The following is a 17,336-nucleotide window of genomic DNA, read 5'->3' as shown; positions in this document are numbered from 1 at the left end:
ATAAAAAAATATCCAGAAAAACTGTCACAAAATCTGTTTTTCTGGTTTCTCTATAGTACAGGTATCAAATTGAAAGTGAGGTTTAAACGAACATGTTAACCATAGAAAATGAAGAAAGTCATGCTTCTAATATGACCTTTGAAGATTTATTTAAGCAGTACTATGCTTACGCTGTGAAACAAATCATCTGGATCGTTAAAGATCAATCTATCGCTGAAGAGTTAGCACAAGAAGTATTTTTACAATTATATCGTAGCGATTGGAAAGGAATTGAAAACATACCTGGATGGTTGATTAAATCTTCTACTTATGTAGCCTATAACCATTTTCGATCTGAAAAAAGGCAGCAAGCGAAGATTGATAAAGAAATACAATACCATGAAGTACAAAATGTTTCATCATTAGACGATGATTGGATAAGAAAAGAAGAAATTACAAAAGTCCAAACGATATTAAATAAAATGAATGATCGAGAACGAACCCTTTTACTAATGAAATTCTCAGGTTTTCAATATAAAGAAATTGCAGAAGTACTTCAAATTGAAATATCTTCTATTGGAACATTATTGGTCCGAGCCAAAATGAAATTTCGCAAGATTTATAAACAAATGGAGGAGGCATAACAAATGAAATGTTATGATATCGGGTTTATTCAAACATATATTGATGGAGAACTTTCTCATGATATAAGAAAGGAATTCACAAAGCACCTAGATACATGTGAAGCATGCCAAGATTTATTAATAGAAATTAGTAAATTAAATCAATGGGAAAACGTAATGCTAGATGAAGAATCTGCAAATTCACCACAAGAAATCAAAATTGATATAGAACAAGCATGGAAAACATTTGAAAGTCGTTCCAAGTTAGACAATGTTTCTAATATAAATCACAAAAAACAACAAAAGAAGGGACTTTTTACAAACATGAGTAAAAAATCAAAACGTTTTATTTATACAGCAGTAGCTGCAGCAGCACTTTTCACAACAGCAATGATTCCACAAGTACAAGTAGCGGCTACAAATGTTGCTTCATATTTTTCTGATGCAATTACAAATGATAAAGTTGTAAATGAAGGAATAGGAGATGAAAATGGTGTCATACAAGATATGATGAAGAATGGTAAATATATTCCTATTGATGAAAAAATTACAGATCAAGGTATTACTGTACATCTCAAAGAATTATTTATCGCAGATTCACGTATATCAATTCATTATAGAATGGAAAAAGCTGACGGAAATTTAGTACCATTTGAATTTGATACATCAGGATTAGATCTCGAAAGTGATGGTAAAATTAATGGGCAACAAGAAGAAAACCCTGAGATTAAGCATGATGGGAGACTATCATTTATCCATGATTCAGATGATCGTCTTCCTTTTGAACTTATGGCAGCAGGTAAAAAATTAAATGAAGTGGGCATTCGTGATAATGATAAACCCGAAGGTGTCGCTACATTTGTTATAGTTCCTGGAGGAAAAGACGATTTTAAACAGCCCCTTACTTTAGATGTAAATATAACTAGAATTGGAAAAGTAATTGGATCTTGGAAAGCTGAAATTCCAATTGATACTTCACATTTGAAAAATAATACGAATTAACATGAAAAAAAGAATAGAACAATATGTATCTAATTCTCAGTTTATATGTTTTCTTGTTTTCGTGACATTTATTTCTTATATAGTTTTTACTCTATCTTTTATTTATGATTTAAGACCATTATAAGAAAAAGCTCTCTAAAGAAGTAGGGAAATAAATAACCGGTTTCTTAACGTATAAGGAATCGGTTATTTTGTATTTAAAATGCGTCTAAACGTACAATTTTCTTTTTTTGATATGGTGACCTCCAATACACCATTGTCCTTCTCTAAGCTCATATCTATTTTAAAAAGAGTCATTTACAAATCCCCCCCCTCAAAGCATCTACTTTAAGGGGATTTCTCCTATTATCTTCTCTCTTCATACAACAGATTCGCTTTATATGAGAAAACTAAATACATACTAATCGCAACAGGGATAAACAAGCATGCAATCCCTCTCATTAATGCGAATGGCGTTTCAAATAAAAATGACCATAAAAATGCTACGCCTTGTTTATCCCATAGTCCTGGCGTAAAATATAGTTCTTTCGGATTTACAAGTGCTCCTAAGTTAATCGTGTTATTAAACATAAATAGGATTAATATTGGTATAGAGCATATCGCTAATTCTAAAAATGTTTTAGATAGACGCTTATACTTCCCTGCCCGTGACATTGGATCTGAAAAAATGTCATCTTCACTTTCTTCATCTACCTTTTTAAAATATTGCGTACCTGACCACCGATTACCAGCTATATGCTCCCAGCCACTATCTTCAAATAATGTGCAGTAATTAATAAAATCACTTTTTCTACTAAATACTCTATGGTCTATTTTAATCGTCGCATCTTCCGGTTCTGTATATCTAAATGTATAACCAAATGTATTGCTTTCTAGTTGATAGCCTTTCCAAGCCATCTCTTCTAACCATTTTTCCTCTTTCTCAAAGTCTAAAAAGAATTTCAATCTCCACATCATCGTTTCCCCCTAATTATACGTGTAACAAACTTTTTGTAACTGTAATAATGTGCTGCATTCTCATAAAGTCTAAATGCAATACTTCTTTCCCGCGTTCCGTAATGACATACACTTTTCTTCGTTTATCTTCGCTTTTTACCGATTCTATTAATCCTTGTTTTAATAAATTTTCAACCGCGCCATACAGTGTACCCGCTGCGATTTTCACTTGATGATTACTCAGTTCCTCTACCTTTTGCATAATTAAATAACCATGGGCTGGTTCTAATAAAGCTAAAAGAACGTAATACGTTGTTTCCGTTAATGGTAAATTTTTATCTCTATTCATAAAGACCTCCAATGTAACGATAAGTATATAGCTAAACTATATAGTTCAACTGAATAGTTTTATTTTATACAGTTAGACTGTATATGTCAAATGTAGGAATAACTTTATAACCCAAAACAAAAACGCTACCTTTTTAAAAGATAGCGTTTTTGTTTTATCCTTGCTTATTCTTCGCCTTCATTTGCTCTTCATAAACAAACTTCGCGGTCATAAAGTCGTTAGAAAAATCTTTCAATGCATTCTTCATTACATTTAATTCTTCTTGTGATTTAATTTCAATACTGTTTAAGAAATCAAATGCTTTTGATTGTTCCTCCGCAACAAAGTTTTGTGTCATATAATCATCTTGGAAATCTTGCTTCGCTTTTTCTTTTACTTTATTCATTGCCTCTGTTTTGTTTATGCTTTTCATAGGGTTTTCGAATGCTCCAGTAGGTTGTTCCGGTTTTGGCTCTTCTTTCTTTTCCGGCTGCTGCGCTGGTTGTTGTGGCTCTTGCTTTGGTTGTTCTTGCTGAACCGGCTGCTGTACTACTTGTTGCTCTTTTTTCGCTAACTCATCTTTTAACTTCTTCACTTGCTCATCAAGAGATTTTTTTTCAGTTTCTAACACACTCATATCACTTTTCAACTTTTGCGTTTCTTCAAAATGTTCATCTACTAATTTATTATATTCTTTCTCAGAGTACATTTTTTCACTGGTTGATGTCGTTTTCTCTTTCGTAACAACTACATTAATAATTATAAATAAGGCTACAATTCCTATTAACGCAGCAAAAATCTTCTTTTTATCCATGATTAATCCTCCAAAATGTAAAATTTCAAAAATTATCATAACAGACCAATTCGCTTTCATCTGTCATATTTTGTCGAATTAATATAATAAAAAAAAGCATCTGAAACAGATGCTTTTTCTCATTCTTAATACGTAAACGTAATCGTCACTAAAGAATACCCTTCTTTCGCATTGTAAGGCTCCGCTTTATAAGAAACTCGATTTGCCCCTTGCGGATAATCGATTTCGCCAATTGCCTTTTTCACATCTTGCAGTGCACCATTCATTGATTGCTTGTACAGCACTTCAATTTTCTCTGGTTTCGCACTATAGCGCTGCTGCATTTTATTTTTTAATTCGGTATAGTTGTTTGCGATATATTCAGTTCCTAAATAGTTTAACTTTGTATCTTTTAATATTTGCTGATATGCAGGCGTTTTCGTACTACCTGCCGCAATTTTGTTTGTCAGTGTACTATAATAATTTGTTGTAGCTTGCGGATAGTCTCCGCGGTTCCACTCATGATTTCTTGCGATTTGTTCATCTGATAAATTGAAATACGAATACGTTACGCGGCCCTGTTCATCTGGAACCGGATCATCGAATGTTGTATCAAGGTGATACCATTTATTTTCGATTTTCACTAAATTCCAAGCATGAGGTTGTCCGTCCCCAGTTCCTGTCACGAAATGATTTTCAATTCCTGCTTCTTTTAATAATTGATACGTTAATAGTGCGTAACCTTGGCAAACCGCAGAACGATTTACTAGTGCTTCATATGCTGTGTAAGCTTTATAAGACGTATCATAAGAAACATGTTTTACTACGTAATCATGAATCGCCTTCACTTTTTCGTGATCATCCATTCCAACTTGAGTAATAGAAGAAACGATTGCTTTCGCTTGTTTCATGACATATTCCGTCTGTTCTTTCGTTTCACGATATGTAATCTTAAGCGTAAATGTATAATTTCCAGGTGATCCAGAAAGTCCATATGAAACATTCGATCTATTATTATTTGTATACTCATTTTTACTTGCAACTTCTTTATATGCGTTAAAAAGTGTATTCATCACTTCGTTTGTATTATTGTTTTTCGTTTTATATGGAAGTGTAATATTTGTCTCGTATGTATTAATACGCTTTTTTACTTCTTCTTTAAAAGCTGTTAATAATGCCGCATCTCCTGTGTCTTTCACATCAGCATTTTTATACTTCAAAGTTTTATATAAAAACTGCGCATACTGTTCACGTGTTACTGTGCCATACGGTTCAAAATTCCCGTTCCCTGTGCCATCTGCGATTCCATTTGACTGCACCGCACTAATTGCGTTTTCTGCCCAAAATGGATTTGGAACATCCTTAAAGGTATGTTTTTGTTTTGCCGCAAGATGGAAAGCATTTGTAAGAATTTGTGCCATTTCCGCACGACTCACAGAAGCTTTCGGTCTAAATTGGCCATTTTCATCACCTTTAAAAACTCCTAAATTCGTTAAAGTTAATACCTCTTCTGGAAACATTGTAGAACTTTGATTAATATCACCGTAAGGATTTTTAAACGTAGACCCATCCTTTAATACGTAACGAGTTCCATCATTACTAAACGAACCCCCTTGTTTATTCGGTACTAACACTCGATAAATTAAAGCCGCAACTTGCTCCCTTGTCGCAACATCTCCAAAACCAAATATCCCATTCCCATAACCGGAAATAATATTCTTACTCGCTAAATCTTTAATCGCAGGATATGACCAATGTGATGTCGGCACATCAGAAAAAACACCCACTTCAGCAGCTTTTACATCGCTACCATTTGTATATAACAACGCACCACCAATAAGTGATAATGATGTAATTGATTTTAATAGTTTTGTATACATAATGTCTTCTCCCAATACGTTCTCTATTTTTGTTGGTTTATGTCGAAAAATCTAAAAATATGACAAAATATATTATACAATTAAAAGTTTTTAAGGGATATATTGAATTTTAAAATATGCAAAAATTCATATTGTTATAAGGATTCATAGTGATATTATGTTATTTTACTTGCGAATATATAAATAAAAAAACGCTCATTTGAGCGTTTCATCTATATACTTATTAGTTACTTTTTCTTCACTTAGAACTCTTCTTCGGTAATCATCCTTCGATCTAACAACTCTTTATACTTCAATATTTCTTCAGCCCCACGGCTCTCCATGCGTATATTGTATAACACTTGTTGTATTGACCTTTGATTGGTCCGTTGAAACATTTACTCCATTTAATAGTATGACCGTAATTATTAATCCAATTGAACTGCTGATGATCCTTTTCATTTTAAAGCCCCTTTCTGAAAACCTTTTTCTTTTTCTTTATATCCTAAATAGAAGTATTCACTAGATTTTATTGAATTTCCTTCTTCATGATATTTAACCGCTAATTTTTCAGCATATTCCTGGACATATTGCCATAAACCTACTTCATTAAAGAAAGAAATTCCTTTAGAAATGGCTAACTCTAATTCTTCAGCAGAAACATTCTCATTCATTTCTTTTAGAATTGTAAAATGATGTTCATATTCTTTTTGTTCCAGTTCATTACAAATTATTAATCCTTTTTCAAAATATCCAGAGACGACATGAAATAAACTTCTGCTTGTTCAAATTCATTTAGCTTTACACATGCTAAACCCAGAACATTGTCACATGCTGCCACCTTCCTGCTATACCCGTACAGCCCTTCAAATGTATTCCTTGCTCTAGTTGCATATTGAATTACTAAAATAGGCTGGCAAACGTGATAATAATAGCTTGATAGCTTAAAGTTAAATTCTGCTTTTTCAATTGGATCCTGAATATTTCCCAAAAAAGATTCTGCTATTCCATAATGCTTTTCAGCCACTTTAAAATCACCGTTTACTGTAGCATGAGAAGCCTTAAAGAAATGGTAATAATATAATAAAGATTCATCTGATGGAGCTTCATCTAACTTCATTTTTCTTAGATCATTCTTAGATATGTCAGATTGATGAGGATAAAACTCTGCACTTAACATTTTAAATCTAAAATCTACAAGTGAATAAAACTCTGTATTCTTTCGATCTTCTTCCATACTATTAACTTTTGTATCAATACTTTGTTTTAATTCCTTTGCCTTAGAGAAATTCTGTGAACGAATTTCTCTATACCACTCATATAAAAGTAAATTGATTTCTTCCTTTTTTATTACATGTACACTCATATAGCCCCTTCTCCTTTGTCTATAGATTACTAACATAATAACAAAAATCTTCCAGCGAAAATTTTAATTTTCTGAATATTATTGTTTTAAAAAAATTCTCAATACAATCCCACCATTTTACCCCTTTAAACTATAACTTGTTCTGTTCCTTATTCGTTTCTATGTAAAAATAACACATCATTATTAATAGTGATGACACATGAAAGTCTATCCTTTCATAAGAAAGCCTCTTTTCTTTTGTACATTATATCCATTAGGGCTCATTTATTTTTTACAAAACCCACCCTTTTGCTTACAACGGCGACGAGGAGCGGGTTTTTTGTTATCTTTTTCTAAAATTTGTTTCCTAAAAACATACGCAGAAACTTTACGTACAATGGTTTTCACAAATACTTTTAGAAGTTCAAACAAAACTCCATTAGAGATAGTTTTATTAAATTTTTCACTACTAGCTGTAAAAATATCTTATAATCTCTATATAACAAATTAATGTATTAGGGGTAGATAAAATGCCAGTTACACTCGAACTTATTCTTTTCATTCTTATAGCAATTAGTGCTGTTGGCTATTTAATAAAAGAATTTCAAAAAACTAGGAAACGAACACTTGGAATTTCACTAGAATTTTTAGTTCTTTTCTGGTCAATATGGAGAATATCAACTATTATAATCTAATTTATAAAACATAAATTCCTTCGAATGAAGTGAAACTCTAATCAGCGGGAGTTTTATGGGATAAATTTACCAGTATTTTTACCACAACATTCATGTTAAAATCCCTTGTGAGTACGACATAACTCGACCTTATGAAGCTCCGCAGCTTTTATCGCGGAGCTTTTTTTATTAAAATTAACGCTTTTGTTCACTTTTTTGATACATTTACGAAACATTCATATGTTACGTTATATAAGTCCTTTTTTTAAATCTTATTCATTCTAGCAAAAAGTCCTAGTCCCCCTAGGGCTTTTTTGCATTCAAACAATGAGTTGTATTTTTTCTCAATAACCGAAACTACTTAACTTGGTAAAATAATAATCAGACTGGAATTTAATACCATATTACAATGGATCAAATCGCAAAAAGCACCTTAGGGTGTCTTTTTTATAAAGAATCAGTTTAAAAACTAAAAATAAAAGAACCTCAATAAATGAGGTTCAAAAAATCCACTATTTTAAATTACCTTCGTAAAAAGCAACTCCATTTTGAACATGTTTTAAGTACCACGTAATCGTCCCGCCACAAACATTTTCATTAAAACTATTAGCATATACTCCATTTGAGTAATAAAGAGTTCTTTTGAATTTACCATTAGAATACTCATAAGGAATTGAGCATGTTGCTTGCTTCGGAGAGCTCACAGTTTTTTGCGTATCAGCTGAAGCTGCACCAATTCCCCCTGTTAATGCAATACCTGTTGCTACTGCCCCTACTACTAATTTCTTGAACATAATAAATCCCCCTTTAATAGTTTATATAGCTTACAACTTAAATGTATCACTTTTGTAATTTATGTAAATATCTTGAATATGTAGAAATATTTATTTGATTATTGGTAATATTAGGATTTTATTTTATCAAATGGATAATAGAGGGATTAGAAAAGCATGTGAAAATACAGATAGGTTTATATTAAATGAATGTGGTTCAAATCGGCGAAAGGAACTTTTGGTGTCTTTTTTTGTACATAAAAAAATCTCACCATCTTATAGAAACGATAAGCCCTTTAAAACAATAATTGCAACTATATTAATTTTACATTACATTAAGGTTAGAGAATATCATACTAATAAAGTGTTAAATAGTAGGTGGGGAAAATGGAATTTAACGATTTGGGTATTACCATTAAAGAACTTAGAATTAAAAAAAATATATCACAATCCGACTTATGTCACGGAATATGTTCACAAAGTCAGATTAGTAAGATCGAAAAAGGTGTGATTTATCCATCTAGCATATTATTATATCAATTATCTGAAAGACTTGGTGTTGATCCAAATAATATATTTGCACTAACTCAAAACAAGAAATTAAAATATACAGAAAATGTAAAATATGTAATGAGGGATTGCATAAGGCAACATCAATATAAAGAGCTTTATGAAATAGTAACAAGAGAAAAATACACAAATAATTTTCAAACAAAAGAAGATAAACAATTTCTACTATGGCATGAAGCAATTGCTATATATTGTGTGAATAACTCAACAAAAGTGGCTTTAACTCTTTTAAATAATGCACTAAAACTAACTGTAACCAATATTGATTTTTTATCAGAGAGAGAAATAGATATTCTACATACAATGGCTATACTTCATGCAGAAAATAAAGAATACAAAAAAAGTATTACTATCCTTAAAAGATGTTTAAATAATTTTAACAAATTAGATTTTCCTAGAGATAAAGAAATTAAATTGAAAATCATTTATAATTTAGCAAAAAATTTAAGTTACACATATCAATACGAAGAAGCAATAAAATACATTGATAAGGGTATCCAATTAGCTATTAATCTAAATACTTTTTACTTATTGGGTGAACTATATTATGGAAAAGGTTCAAATTTATTAAAGCTTAAACAATATAATGAAGAAGATGTTGCTAATAACATGCAAAAATCATTATTTATATTTGAATTAACAAAAAACGAAAAAAAATTACAAATAATTAAAGAAGAATATTTTGAAAACAAAAATAACCACTCATAATTTCTTAAAAACTACTTATAAAGTTCACAGGAAAAATCCCAATAGTTTTTAAACCTAGAACCATATTATTGTTTCAATTCAGAGGAAGGCACCTTAGGGTTTCTTTTTTTATTTTCAAAAGGACCTGCTCAATTAATTCTTAAAAACATACTAAGAAACATTGTTTTATTTATCCCATTTTCATTCATGCTATATATAAAATTCTTTAATAAATCCACCTCAAACATACTTATATGCATAGGAGTATGTTTGAGGTGGAACTTCTTCAAATACTAGTTCCTTTTATAAACCGTTTTTTGATGTAGATGACATTATTCTCAATACAATAGAATGAATTATGGGAACATATTTAGCAATATATATCAAAAAACAATATTAAGAAAACCCCCTCCACCTTAAGGTAGAAGGGATCTTCTAATTTCTATTTCAAACTACCTAAAATTTCTGTAAAGATAACCCCAAGCGTATGTGCCCCTGCATCTGGATATCCTAAACTTCTTTCACCAACTACCGCTCCTCTGCCGAATGATCTTTCAACGATAGATTATATGCCTTGAAGTGCTGTTTGCAACATTTCAATTCAGATATACGACAGTAAAGAATACATCATCACTGTGTCAGCAAGCAAAAGTGTATTCTGCATTTCTGAAAACAGTAGATGGCAGATTATGACCTACTGAATCTGCTAAGAAAGAATATACAAGAACATCCTTAACATCCTCTTTATTTCCACTAATGATGACATCAAGAAAATCTTCTATTTGGAATTCTGGAGTAAATAACACAATCTTAGTTGTTCTGTTTGGTTCTAAAGAAACAAAAGTACGAGAGATTTCAACTAATTCATTTTGAGTTGGGAAAAAAGTGTTTCGACTTCTCTTAACAGTTACCGTTACATTACTAGTATGGCAGCGTGAATCATTGTTTAACATAATGTTGAGAGCAGTTGGAATAATCCCATTTTCAGAAACTGGAACTCGAAACACTCCAGTAGATTTATGAGCCATATAATCACATCCTTTCAAAATAAAATATATTTACAATATATTAGATGCAAAAGACGTTCATTTTGATAGGGACAAATTACATGATTAATATATCTATAATAACCCTCGGTATTACTAAGCCAATGTTTTAAAAGATTAACAAATATCGCGAGAACCAATCGAATGTATATTAAAAGTAAAAAGAATAAGTTGTCTAAAAGACCCCCTATTTTGAGCCAATAATGAGACATTATGTTAATCTTATATGTATAGCTGCACAAAATTGAGAAACTTAAGGAGACAGATAAATTTTATGAGAAAATTATCTATATTACTTACTTTCATTCTAGTATTAGTCAGTGTTACGGCTGCTTGCACACAAGATAAAACAGATAGTGCCGTTGAAAATGGTCCAATAGAAGAACCAACCGCAAAAAATGAAAATGAAGAATTAATAAATTTTGAAGAAAAAGAAGAAATGAGCCGCTTGGAACAAGGTATTTTATTAGTTGGCGAGAGTGTTAAGGGAGGCTATTACTTGGCCGCTGTTCAAAGTGCATATTTAAATGCTAGCAACGATTCCGTCATTGTTAATGTCTCTGTAAAAAATGTACGAGGTCAAACGATTGGACTATCAGAATTAAAATATAACTTAAAAGATGAAAAAGACGGAAAAATCTATAAAGGAAAGGTGCTTGATCAAAACCCTTCTGATATACAAGTTAAACCAAATGAAACGGTAGAATTGAAAATAGCTTTTGAAGTACCACATACCGTAGATGAATATATGTTTTATATTGAAAGCTCTTTAGACCCTCTACAAACATACTGGAAAATTGATAAGCTGCAATCACAAACAAACTAAGTCTAAAATAAGCAAAAAGCAATGAAAAATTTGATATAGATACAAATGAATACTATATAAACGTAAGACCATCGATTTAATGAATCGTTGGTCTTTTTCAAAAAATGCCCCATTAAAAACTAAGAGATAAAAAAGAACTAATCTCTAGAAGAGATTAGCTCAATATATCCAAAGCTATTATGGTACATAGTTTTATGAGCAAACGTTATATAATGTTGTATGGGATACATAACCTGTCATCCCTTTATATGTAACTTTTAACCACTGTTTAGAATTACTGTAATGACCTTGAACATATTCACCAGTTACCCATGTTCCAGTAATTTTCGTACCATCATTAAATGTATGTAAGACAGGTGAATCGACAGTATAACCACTGCGCATCTTTGCACCATATACACCTACCGTACCTCCCTTTGCACAAGCTGCTACTACATTTTCATTTTCAGTAGCATTCGTAGCCGCGAAAGCAGAGCCGTTAAATGTAAATAAAGTAAATATAAAAGCTGTTAGTACTGTACAAATAGATAAACGACGTAACAAAATAAATTCCCCCTTTTTTTATAATTTACTTCTTCACAAATGATTATCTTAAATATTCTAACTATTTTCAATATATTAATGTTGAGAAATATTAGTTGTATTTTTGAAATAAGATTTTATCAAAAACAGTAACAAACTCATATTTTACTGAGAAAGAACCGAAAGAAGTCTTCTACATATCAACTATATAAAAATCCCTCCACCTTAAGGCAGAGGGACTTGCTAATTCCTATTTCAAACTACCCGCAATCTCCGTAAAGATAACTCCAAGCGCATGTGCACCTGCATCAGGATATCCTAAACTTCTTTCGCCAACTGTACCAGCGCGGCCCATGCGAGCTACGATTTCTTTCGTGTACTCTGCGCCTTTAACGGCTGCTTCTGCACCTTTTTCAAAGGCAGTTTTTACGTCTACTTCGTTTGAGGCGCTATCTAACCAAGAATCTACACATGGAGCAAGTGCGTCAACTAATGTTTTGTCACCAACTACCGCTCCTCTACCGAATGATCTTTCACCGATAGATTGTATGCCTTGCAGTGCTGCTTGTAACATTTCAGCGAATTCTTTCACTGTTAGCTCACGTTTTTCGCCTGCTGCTTTACTAGCTGCGCGGAATGCTCCGCCCCAAATTGGACCAGATGCGCCGCCGCAATGTTCCATAATAATCATGGAGCAACCGTCAAGGAATGATCCGATCGTTACGTTTTCTTGTTCTACAATAGAATGCCACTCACGTTTTAATTGCTTAAATCCTTTTGCAACACTCATTCCGAAGTCGCCGTCACCTGCATGTGTATCTAACTCACAAAACGGTACTTCATTTTTAATAATAATATCGCTCATTTTATCAACGAGATAAATCATGTTGTTTAATGTAATGACATTATTTTTAATAACAGCGTGCTCTTCCGCTGTTTCTATTTCAAATGAAACTTCCTTCTCTTCTGCCTCTTCAAGTACATTCACGTACTCTACACTTTCAACTGGTCCATCTACTTTAAACGCAGGTGTATTACATTCTTTTGATAGTAATGTTTTTAGCTCTTCATCTAACTTCATTACCGTTAAAGACATACCAGCCATATCAATACTTGTCATATAGTTACCGACGAATACTCTATTAATTTTAATGTTTCTAGCTGCTAGTTCTCTCGTAACGGCGTTGTTAAATAAGTAAAGTTCTTGCAGTGGTGTTCCGCCAAAACCGTTAACTAGAAGTGCGATTTCCTCGCCATCTTTTACTCCTAAATCTTTCATTAAATCATTTGTCATACGGTTAGCTAATTCATCCGCCGACAGCATTTTTTCACGCTTAATTCCTGGTTCGCCGTGAATACCTACGCCGTATTCCATTTCATCTTCCGCAAGTGTGAAAGTAGGTGATCCGCTCGCTGGAACTGTACAAGACGTTAACGCTAAACCGATTGTGCGCACGTTAGCCGCTGCTTTTTCTGCTACAGCTTTCACCGCTCCTAAATCCATACCTGCTTCCGCTGCTGCGCCGGCAATTTTATGAACTAAAATAACTCCCGCAACGCCGCGGCGTCCTACTGTATATAGGCTATCTTCTACCGCAATATCATCGTCCACTTTTACGTAGTCGACTTCAATTCCATCTTCCGTCGCTAAATGCGCACCGTTTTTGAAATTCATAATATCGCCGCTATAATTTTTAATAATTAATAACGTACCTTTTTTACTAGCTGTTTCTTTAATTGCTTGATATACCTGAATTTGTGAAGGTGACGCAAACACATCTCCGCACACTGCCGCATCTAACATTCCTTTTCCGACTAATCCTGCATGTGCCGGCTCATGACCACTACCGCCGCCGCTAATTAACGTTACTTTATTTTCGTTCATTTCTTTCTTCTTAATTACTTTATGTTTTTTCAAAAGCTCAAGCTCTGGGTGAGCCATAACCATTCCGTTACACATTTCCATTACTAATGTTTCTGGTTTGTTTATAATCTTTTTCATTGTAGTTCTCCCTCAATTCCTTTAATATATTGTGATATATTTGAAATCTTCTTCTTACTACTCATGTTAAAATGAAAGCGTTTTATAGTAAACGGACAAAATGGACAATCTGTCTAAAGACACCGCTCTCATTTATAGATAGGATTTTTATATTAATAACATTCTAGGGATGATTTAGATGACCTCTTCTATAATTTCTAAAAAGATAATCGCGAACTCATTGAAATATTTAATGGAAACAGAGTCGTTTCATAAAATATCAGTGAGCGATATTATGTTACACTGTCAAATGCGTAGGCAAACTTTTTATTATCATTTTAAAGATAAATTTGAACTATTAAGCTGGATTTATAGAGAAGAAACGAAAGAAAATATTATAGACTTTCTCGATTATGAAAAATGGGAAAACATTTTCGATTTATTATTTGATTACTTTTATGAAAATCAAAAATTTTACCGAAATGCTTTTAAAGTCATTGAGCAAAACTCGTTTAATCACTATTTATTTGAGCATACGAAAAACTTATATATGAAGATTATTGATGAATTATCTGTGAGCTGTGGATTCAGCCTTTCTGATGAGACCAAAAATACGATTGCCTCCTTTTATAGTCACGGCTTCGTTGGAACGATAAAAGATTGGATTGAAAGCAAGTGCGAAGTAGATCCATCCGTTATGTCTTCTCTTATGAAAAATATGATAAACAATCAATTACTACTATTACTTGAGCAATCAGCAAAGTAATTAAAGGGTGGCAAAAGCAATGAAAAAGATTATGAATGATGTACAAAATATCGTTCAAGATATGCTGCATGGCTTTTATTTTGAACATAACGACAAAGTAAATTACGATGAAACAAATAACATCATTTATGTAAAAGATATCGAAAAAATGAAGCAAGACGTCGCTATTATAAGCGGCGGTGGTAGCGGACATGAACCTGCTGATATTGGTTATGTAGGAAAAGGTATGCTTACAGCGGCAGTAAACGGCAATATTTTCACTCCGCCTACAGTGGAACAAATTGCGGCGGCAACTCGCCTCATACCAAAAGATAAAAGTATACTATTCATCATCAAAAACTTTAAAGATGACGTAGAAAACTTTCTAGCAGCAAAGCAAATTGCTCAAGAAGAAGGAAGAAAAGTTGACCATATCATCGTAAATGACGATGTTTCAATTGAAGATGATGCTTCGTTTAATAAAAGAAGACGCGGCGTAGCTGGCACTGTTTTCGTCCAAAAAATATTAGGTGCGGCCGCTGAGAGTGGACATTCTTTAGAAGAACTAACAACAATCGGGCAAGCTGTCATCAAAAACTTACACACATTAGGAGTTGCCCTTTCCCCTGCCAACGATCCAGTAAAAGGAAAAGCTTCATTCACATTAAACGATGATGAAGTGTTTTATGGCGTCGGCATTCACGGAGAAAAAGGTTACCGTAAAGAAGCACTATCCTCTTCTGAAATATTAGCGATTGAACTGATGAACAAACTAAAAAGTATTTACCGCTGGAGAAAAGGAAACAACTTTGCGATCCTCATTAATGGATTAGGTGCAACGCCATTAATGGAACAATACATTTTCGCAAATGACATTCGCCGTTTGTGTGAATTGGAAGGCTTACAAGTTACATTCGTAAAGGTTGGTACGTTGTTAACTTCTTTAGATATGAAGGGTGTTTCGCTCAGTTTGCTTAAGGTAGAGGATTTGGATTGGGTGAAGTGGTTGAAGGCGGATGTTAGAGTGGGTAATTGGTAAGTAAAAATCATGATGATAAAAGCCTTTAACTATAACAAGTTAAAGGCTTTTTACAAATTGAAATATCGCACGAGCGTTCAAAAGAAATTCGTAATCACCTCACTGAATGATGACAGGTCTTCCAAATAAAGCTGGATGATAAATTAACATCGCCCCTACAAATGAACACACTAAACAAAAAACAGCCTCGTATTTTATAACTAGAGAAGAGTTGGTATCAAGCTTTTTCCCCTCTCTTCTTAATATCATTTTAAAAGCTCTATATAATACATACCCAATAACTGCCCCGAGGGTATTCGTAAATAAATCATCAATATCTGTAATTCTATTATTTAGTAATTGATTTAACTCAATTGCCAGTGAAAAAAAGAATCCTGCACATACGGTGTTTTTTATTTTTTTAAACTGCGGCCAAATCATCGGTAATAAAAAACCTAACGGCATAAACAGTACAATATTCAAAAGATACGTAGTACTACCTGCCGTATCAAATAGAGTCAAATTGATTTGACTTACACGAATCCACGTTTCATATCTACTTATATCCCATACAGTCGCGATCTGCGTCACCCTATACACTAACGAAAGGTAGAATAGAAAAACATACACCCATAAAAAATGCCGAATAGATATAATTCTTTTCGCTTTAAAATAAACTCCAATTTGAAACACAATACAAAACATAATAGTAAAGAAATAAGTATACAAATAACTAATCAAAACTCCTGTATCCATGTAGAATCCCCTAACTTTACATTTTCATCTATGACTTTGTCTTTTTTAGTCTCCTTCATGATGTAACTCATTTATAGGATAGGAAAAACTTTTAAAATAAAGAGTGGGGTAAACATAAAATTTTTCTTAAATCTTCAGTTTGGTTTTATTATTACTCTTCTTAAGAATCCGCCATTGATAGCTAGGCAACAACATGCTTAAACCTAACAATACTATCATTTTTGCACGTAATCCTCGTAGTACTTTAACCGATAAAGCATATATAAAATCATGTGACTCGTTTGTTCAGTTAAAACATGAAATTAAGAAATATATGACGTACTATAATCACTCTTGCTATCAATAGAATTTAAAAAAGATGACTTCTGTTTGCATACAGAAATCATCTTTTTTAGGTTGCCTAACTTTTTTTAAAATGTCCTTTACAAAGGGTACAGATCAAGAGCACCTTATTCCTATTCGAGGGGATCAACTATACCTTCTTCCCTTAAAATCACACAAACCCATTTACAAATCTATAAAAGTAGATATAATATCCTTATGGAACCTTCATTAATTTATAAAGCATTGTCAAATGAAACAAGATGTCAAATTTTATCATGGTTAAAAAATCCAGAAAACCATTTCGACGAAAAACCTTATTTAGAACAAGGGATTAATTTTCAGATTGGAGTGTGTGTAGGAGATATTCAGCTTAAAACTGGCTTAGCCCAATCGGTTATTTCTAGTTATTTATTAACTATGAAAAAGGCAGGACTACTAGACTCTGACCGAATTGGAAAATGGACATATTATCGTCGAAATGAAAAAACAATACAAGCGTTTTCTGAATACGTTCAAAATGAATTATAAAGTAAAAGCAAATAATCAACC

20 protein-coding genes and 1 pseudogene are annotated in these 17,336 nt (G+C 32.6%); 8 read left to right on the top strand and 13 right to left on the bottom strand.

The features are described from left to right. Window positions 1-92: 92 nt before the first annotated feature. Window positions 93-623 carry an RNA polymerase sigma factor SigX gene (locus MRP26_RS09550; protein ID WP_053565106.1) on the top strand — a complete coding sequence of 177 codons (531 nt, stop codon included), beginning with the start codon at window positions 93-95 and terminating at the stop codon, window positions 621-623. A gap of 3 nt (window positions 624-626) precedes the next feature. Continuing rightward, a complete protein-coding gene (locus MRP26_RS09545; RefSeq protein WP_075720545.1) occupies window positions 627-1,604 on the top strand; it encodes a DUF4179 domain-containing protein in 978 nt (325 codons plus the stop codon). A gap of 345 nt (window positions 1,605-1,949) precedes the next feature. On the opposite strand, the gene MRP26_RS09540 is transcribed toward MRP26_RS09545, so the two are convergent. From MRP26_RS09540 to MRP26_RS09505, 8 genes are all read right to left on the bottom strand, one after another. Beyond that, window positions 1,950-2,561: a DUF2812 domain-containing protein gene (locus MRP26_RS09540; protein WP_023521327.1), complete on the bottom strand. Its 612-nt coding sequence runs from the start codon at window positions 2,559-2,561 to the stop codon at window positions 1,950-1,952. Window positions 2,562-2,574: 13 nt separating this feature from the next. Then, window positions 2,575-2,889, bottom strand: a complete 315-nt coding sequence (locus MRP26_RS09535) for a PadR family transcriptional regulator (RefSeq protein ID WP_001078069.1) — start codon at window positions 2,887-2,889, stop codon at window positions 2,575-2,577. A gap of 154 nt (window positions 2,890-3,043) precedes the next feature. Then, window positions 3,044-3,682: a hypothetical protein gene (locus tag MRP26_RS09530; RefSeq protein WP_141544826.1), complete on the bottom strand. Its 639-nt coding sequence runs from the start codon at window positions 3,680-3,682 to the stop codon at window positions 3,044-3,046. A gap of 125 nt (window positions 3,683-3,807) precedes the next feature. Continuing rightward, window positions 3,808-5,541, bottom strand: coding sequence for an S-layer homology domain-containing protein (locus tag MRP26_RS09525; RefSeq protein WP_075717251.1), 1,734 nt, complete (start codon window positions 5,539-5,541; stop codon window positions 3,808-3,810). A gap of 303 nt (window positions 5,542-5,844) precedes the next feature. Then, window positions 5,845-5,982: a Phr family secreted Rap phosphatase inhibitor gene (locus tag MRP26_RS09520; RefSeq protein WP_071731857.1), complete on the bottom strand. Its 138-nt coding sequence runs from the start codon at window positions 5,980-5,982 to the stop codon at window positions 5,845-5,847. Further along, window positions 5,979-6,194, bottom strand: coding sequence for a hypothetical protein (locus tag MRP26_RS09515; protein WP_231690745.1), 216 nt, complete (start codon window positions 6,192-6,194; stop codon window positions 5,979-5,981). Before MRP26_RS09515 ends, MRP26_RS09520 begins: the two co-directional genes overlap by 4 nt. Before the next feature lie 59 nt (window positions 6,195-6,253). Beyond that, a complete protein-coding gene (locus MRP26_RS09510) occupies window positions 6,254-6,886 on the bottom strand; it encodes a response regulator aspartate phosphatase (protein WP_241754014.1) in 633 nt (210 codons plus the stop codon). Between the two features lie 1,165 nt (window positions 6,887-8,051). Continuing rightward, complete coding sequence (locus tag MRP26_RS09505; RefSeq protein WP_053565111.1) at window positions 8,052-8,333, bottom strand: LCI fold-containing protein; 282 nt, start codon at window positions 8,331-8,333, stop codon at window positions 8,052-8,054. 366 nt (window positions 8,334-8,699) lie between these two features. Between MRP26_RS09505 and MRP26_RS09500 the strand changes: the two genes are divergently transcribed. Then, window positions 8,700-9,590 carry a helix-turn-helix domain-containing protein gene (locus MRP26_RS09500; protein ID WP_053565112.1) on the top strand — a complete coding sequence of 297 codons (891 nt, stop codon included), beginning with the start codon at window positions 8,700-8,702 and terminating at the stop codon, window positions 9,588-9,590. Between the two features lie 421 nt (window positions 9,591-10,011). On the opposite strand, the gene MRP26_RS09495 is transcribed toward MRP26_RS09500, so the two are convergent. Then, entirely contained in the window at window positions 10,012-10,131 is a 120-nt protein-coding gene (locus tag MRP26_RS09495) for a DAK2 domain-containing protein (protein ID WP_071713771.1), read from the bottom strand. A gap of 76 nt (window positions 10,132-10,207) precedes the next feature. Continuing rightward, on the bottom strand, window positions 10,208-10,597 hold the full coding sequence (locus tag MRP26_RS09490; protein WP_000940659.1) for a hypothetical protein: 390 nt from the start codon (window positions 10,595-10,597) through the stop codon (window positions 10,208-10,210). Window positions 10,598-10,889: 292 nt separating this feature from the next. Between MRP26_RS09490 and MRP26_RS09485 the strand changes: the two genes are divergently transcribed. Next, the gene (locus tag MRP26_RS09485; protein ID WP_001228903.1) at window positions 10,890-11,441 is read left to right on the top strand and encodes a DUF4352 domain-containing protein; all 552 of its coding nucleotides are present in this window, start codon (window positions 10,890-10,892) and stop codon (window positions 11,439-11,441) included. A gap of 192 nt (window positions 11,442-11,633) precedes the next feature. On the opposite strand, the gene MRP26_RS09480 is transcribed toward MRP26_RS09485, so the two are convergent. Together MRP26_RS09480 and dhaK are read right to left on the bottom strand one after the other, a co-directional pair. Next, complete coding sequence (locus MRP26_RS09480; protein WP_000946191.1) at window positions 11,634-11,984, bottom strand: SH3 domain-containing protein; 351 nt, start codon at window positions 11,982-11,984, stop codon at window positions 11,634-11,636. A gap of 229 nt (window positions 11,985-12,213) precedes the next feature. Beyond that, a complete protein-coding gene (gene dhaK, locus MRP26_RS09475; RefSeq protein WP_242806123.1) occupies window positions 12,214-13,965 on the bottom strand; it encodes a dihydroxyacetone kinase subunit DhaK in 1,752 nt (583 codons plus the stop codon). A gap of 178 nt (window positions 13,966-14,143) precedes the next feature. Here dhaK and dhaS point away from each other — a divergent pair, with 178 nt between their 5' ends. Beyond that, window positions 14,144-14,710 (top strand): dihydroxyacetone kinase transcriptional activator DhaS, encoded by a 567-nt coding sequence (gene dhaS / locus MRP26_RS09470; RefSeq protein ID WP_000204213.1) that lies wholly within the window; start codon window positions 14,144-14,146, stop codon window positions 14,708-14,710. 19 nt (window positions 14,711-14,729) lie between these two features. After that, complete coding sequence (dhaQ, locus tag MRP26_RS09465; RefSeq protein WP_098519243.1) at window positions 14,730-15,728, top strand: DhaKLM operon coactivator DhaQ; 999 nt, start codon at window positions 14,730-14,732, stop codon at window positions 15,726-15,728. A gap of 99 nt (window positions 15,729-15,827) precedes the next feature. On the opposite strand, the gene MRP26_RS09460 is transcribed toward dhaQ, so the two are convergent. Further along, on the bottom strand, window positions 15,828-16,463 hold the full coding sequence (locus MRP26_RS09460) for a VanZ family protein (RefSeq protein ID WP_071731854.1): 636 nt from the start codon (window positions 16,461-16,463) through the stop codon (window positions 15,828-15,830). Window positions 16,464-16,707: 244 nt separating this feature from the next. Between MRP26_RS09460 and MRP26_RS09455 the strand changes: the two are divergent. Then, window positions 16,708-16,809, top strand: a pseudogene (locus tag MRP26_RS09455) (TetR family transcriptional regulator); the annotation flags it as partial. Window positions 16,810-17,003: 194 nt separating this feature from the next. Continuing rightward, complete coding sequence (locus MRP26_RS09450) at window positions 17,004-17,315, top strand: ArsR/SmtB family transcription factor (protein WP_000433732.1); 312 nt, start codon at window positions 17,004-17,006, stop codon at window positions 17,313-17,315. The last annotated feature ends 21 nt before the right edge of the window (window positions 17,316-17,336 follow it).

It is taken from the genome of Bacillus sp. CCB-MMP212, assembly GCF_022748145.1.
In the GTDB taxonomy this organism is placed as follows: domain Bacteria; phylum Bacillota; class Bacilli; order Bacillales; family Bacillaceae_G; genus Bacillus_A; species Bacillus_A cereus.
The sequence above is the reverse complement of the archived record's forward strand: the minus strand, read 5'-3'. Positions and strand labels throughout refer to the sequence as shown.

What these genes read in the sequence shown, in the direction of transcription:
- MRP26_RS09550 (WP_053565106.1), top strand. Translation starts at nt 93, where the DNA reads ATGTTAACCATAGAAAATGAAGAAAGTCATGCTTCTAATATGACCTTT.
- MRP26_RS09545 (WP_075720545.1), top strand. Translation starts at nt 627, where the DNA reads ATGAAATGTTATGATATCGGGTTTATTCAAACATATATTGATGGAGAA.
- MRP26_RS09540 (WP_023521327.1), bottom strand. Translation starts at nt 2,561, where the DNA reads ATGATGTGGAGATTGAAATTCTTTTTAGACTTTGAGAAAGAGGAAAAA.
- MRP26_RS09535 (WP_001078069.1), bottom strand. Translation starts at nt 2,889, where the DNA reads ATGAATAGAGATAAAAATTTACCATTAACGGAAACAACGTATTACGTT.
- MRP26_RS09530 (WP_141544826.1), bottom strand. Translation starts at nt 3,682, where the DNA reads ATGGATAAAAAGAAGATTTTTGCTGCGTTAATAGGAATTGTAGCCTTA.
- MRP26_RS09525 (WP_075717251.1), bottom strand. Translation starts at nt 5,541, where the DNA reads ATGTATACAAAACTATTAAAATCAATTACATCATTATCACTTATTGGT.
- MRP26_RS09520 (WP_071731857.1), bottom strand. Translation starts at nt 5,982, where the DNA reads ATGAAAAGGATCATCAGCAGTTCAATTGGATTAATAATTACGGTCATA.
- MRP26_RS09515 (WP_231690745.1), bottom strand. Translation starts at nt 6,194, where the DNA reads ATGAATGAGAATGTTTCTGCTGAAGAATTAGAGTTAGCCATTTCTAAA.
- MRP26_RS09510 (WP_241754014.1), bottom strand. Translation starts at nt 6,886, where the DNA reads ATGAGTGTACATGTAATAAAAAAGGAAGAAATCAATTTACTTTTATAT.
- MRP26_RS09505 (WP_053565111.1), bottom strand. Translation starts at nt 8,333, where the DNA reads ATGTTCAAGAAATTAGTAGTAGGGGCAGTAGCAACAGGTATTGCATTA.
- MRP26_RS09500 (WP_053565112.1), top strand. Translation starts at nt 8,700, where the DNA reads ATGGAATTTAACGATTTGGGTATTACCATTAAAGAACTTAGAATTAAA.
- MRP26_RS09490 (WP_000940659.1), bottom strand. Translation starts at nt 10,597, where the DNA reads ATGGCTCATAAATCTACTGGAGTGTTTCGAGTTCCAGTTTCTGAAAAT.
- MRP26_RS09485 (WP_001228903.1), top strand. Translation starts at nt 10,890, where the DNA reads ATGAGAAAATTATCTATATTACTTACTTTCATTCTAGTATTAGTCAGT.
- dhaK (WP_242806123.1), bottom strand. Translation starts at nt 13,965, where the DNA reads ATGAAAAAGATTATAAACAAACCAGAAACATTAGTAATGGAAATGTGT.
- dhaS (WP_000204213.1), top strand. Translation starts at nt 14,144, where the DNA reads ATGACCTCTTCTATAATTTCTAAAAAGATAATCGCGAACTCATTGAAA.
- dhaQ (WP_098519243.1), top strand. Translation starts at nt 14,730, where the DNA reads ATGAAAAAGATTATGAATGATGTACAAAATATCGTTCAAGATATGCTG.
- MRP26_RS09460 (WP_071731854.1), bottom strand. Translation starts at nt 16,463, where the DNA reads ATGGATACAGGAGTTTTGATTAGTTATTTGTATACTTATTTCTTTACT.
- MRP26_RS09450 (WP_000433732.1), top strand. Translation starts at nt 17,004, where the DNA reads ATGGAACCTTCATTAATTTATAAAGCATTGTCAAATGAAACAAGATGT.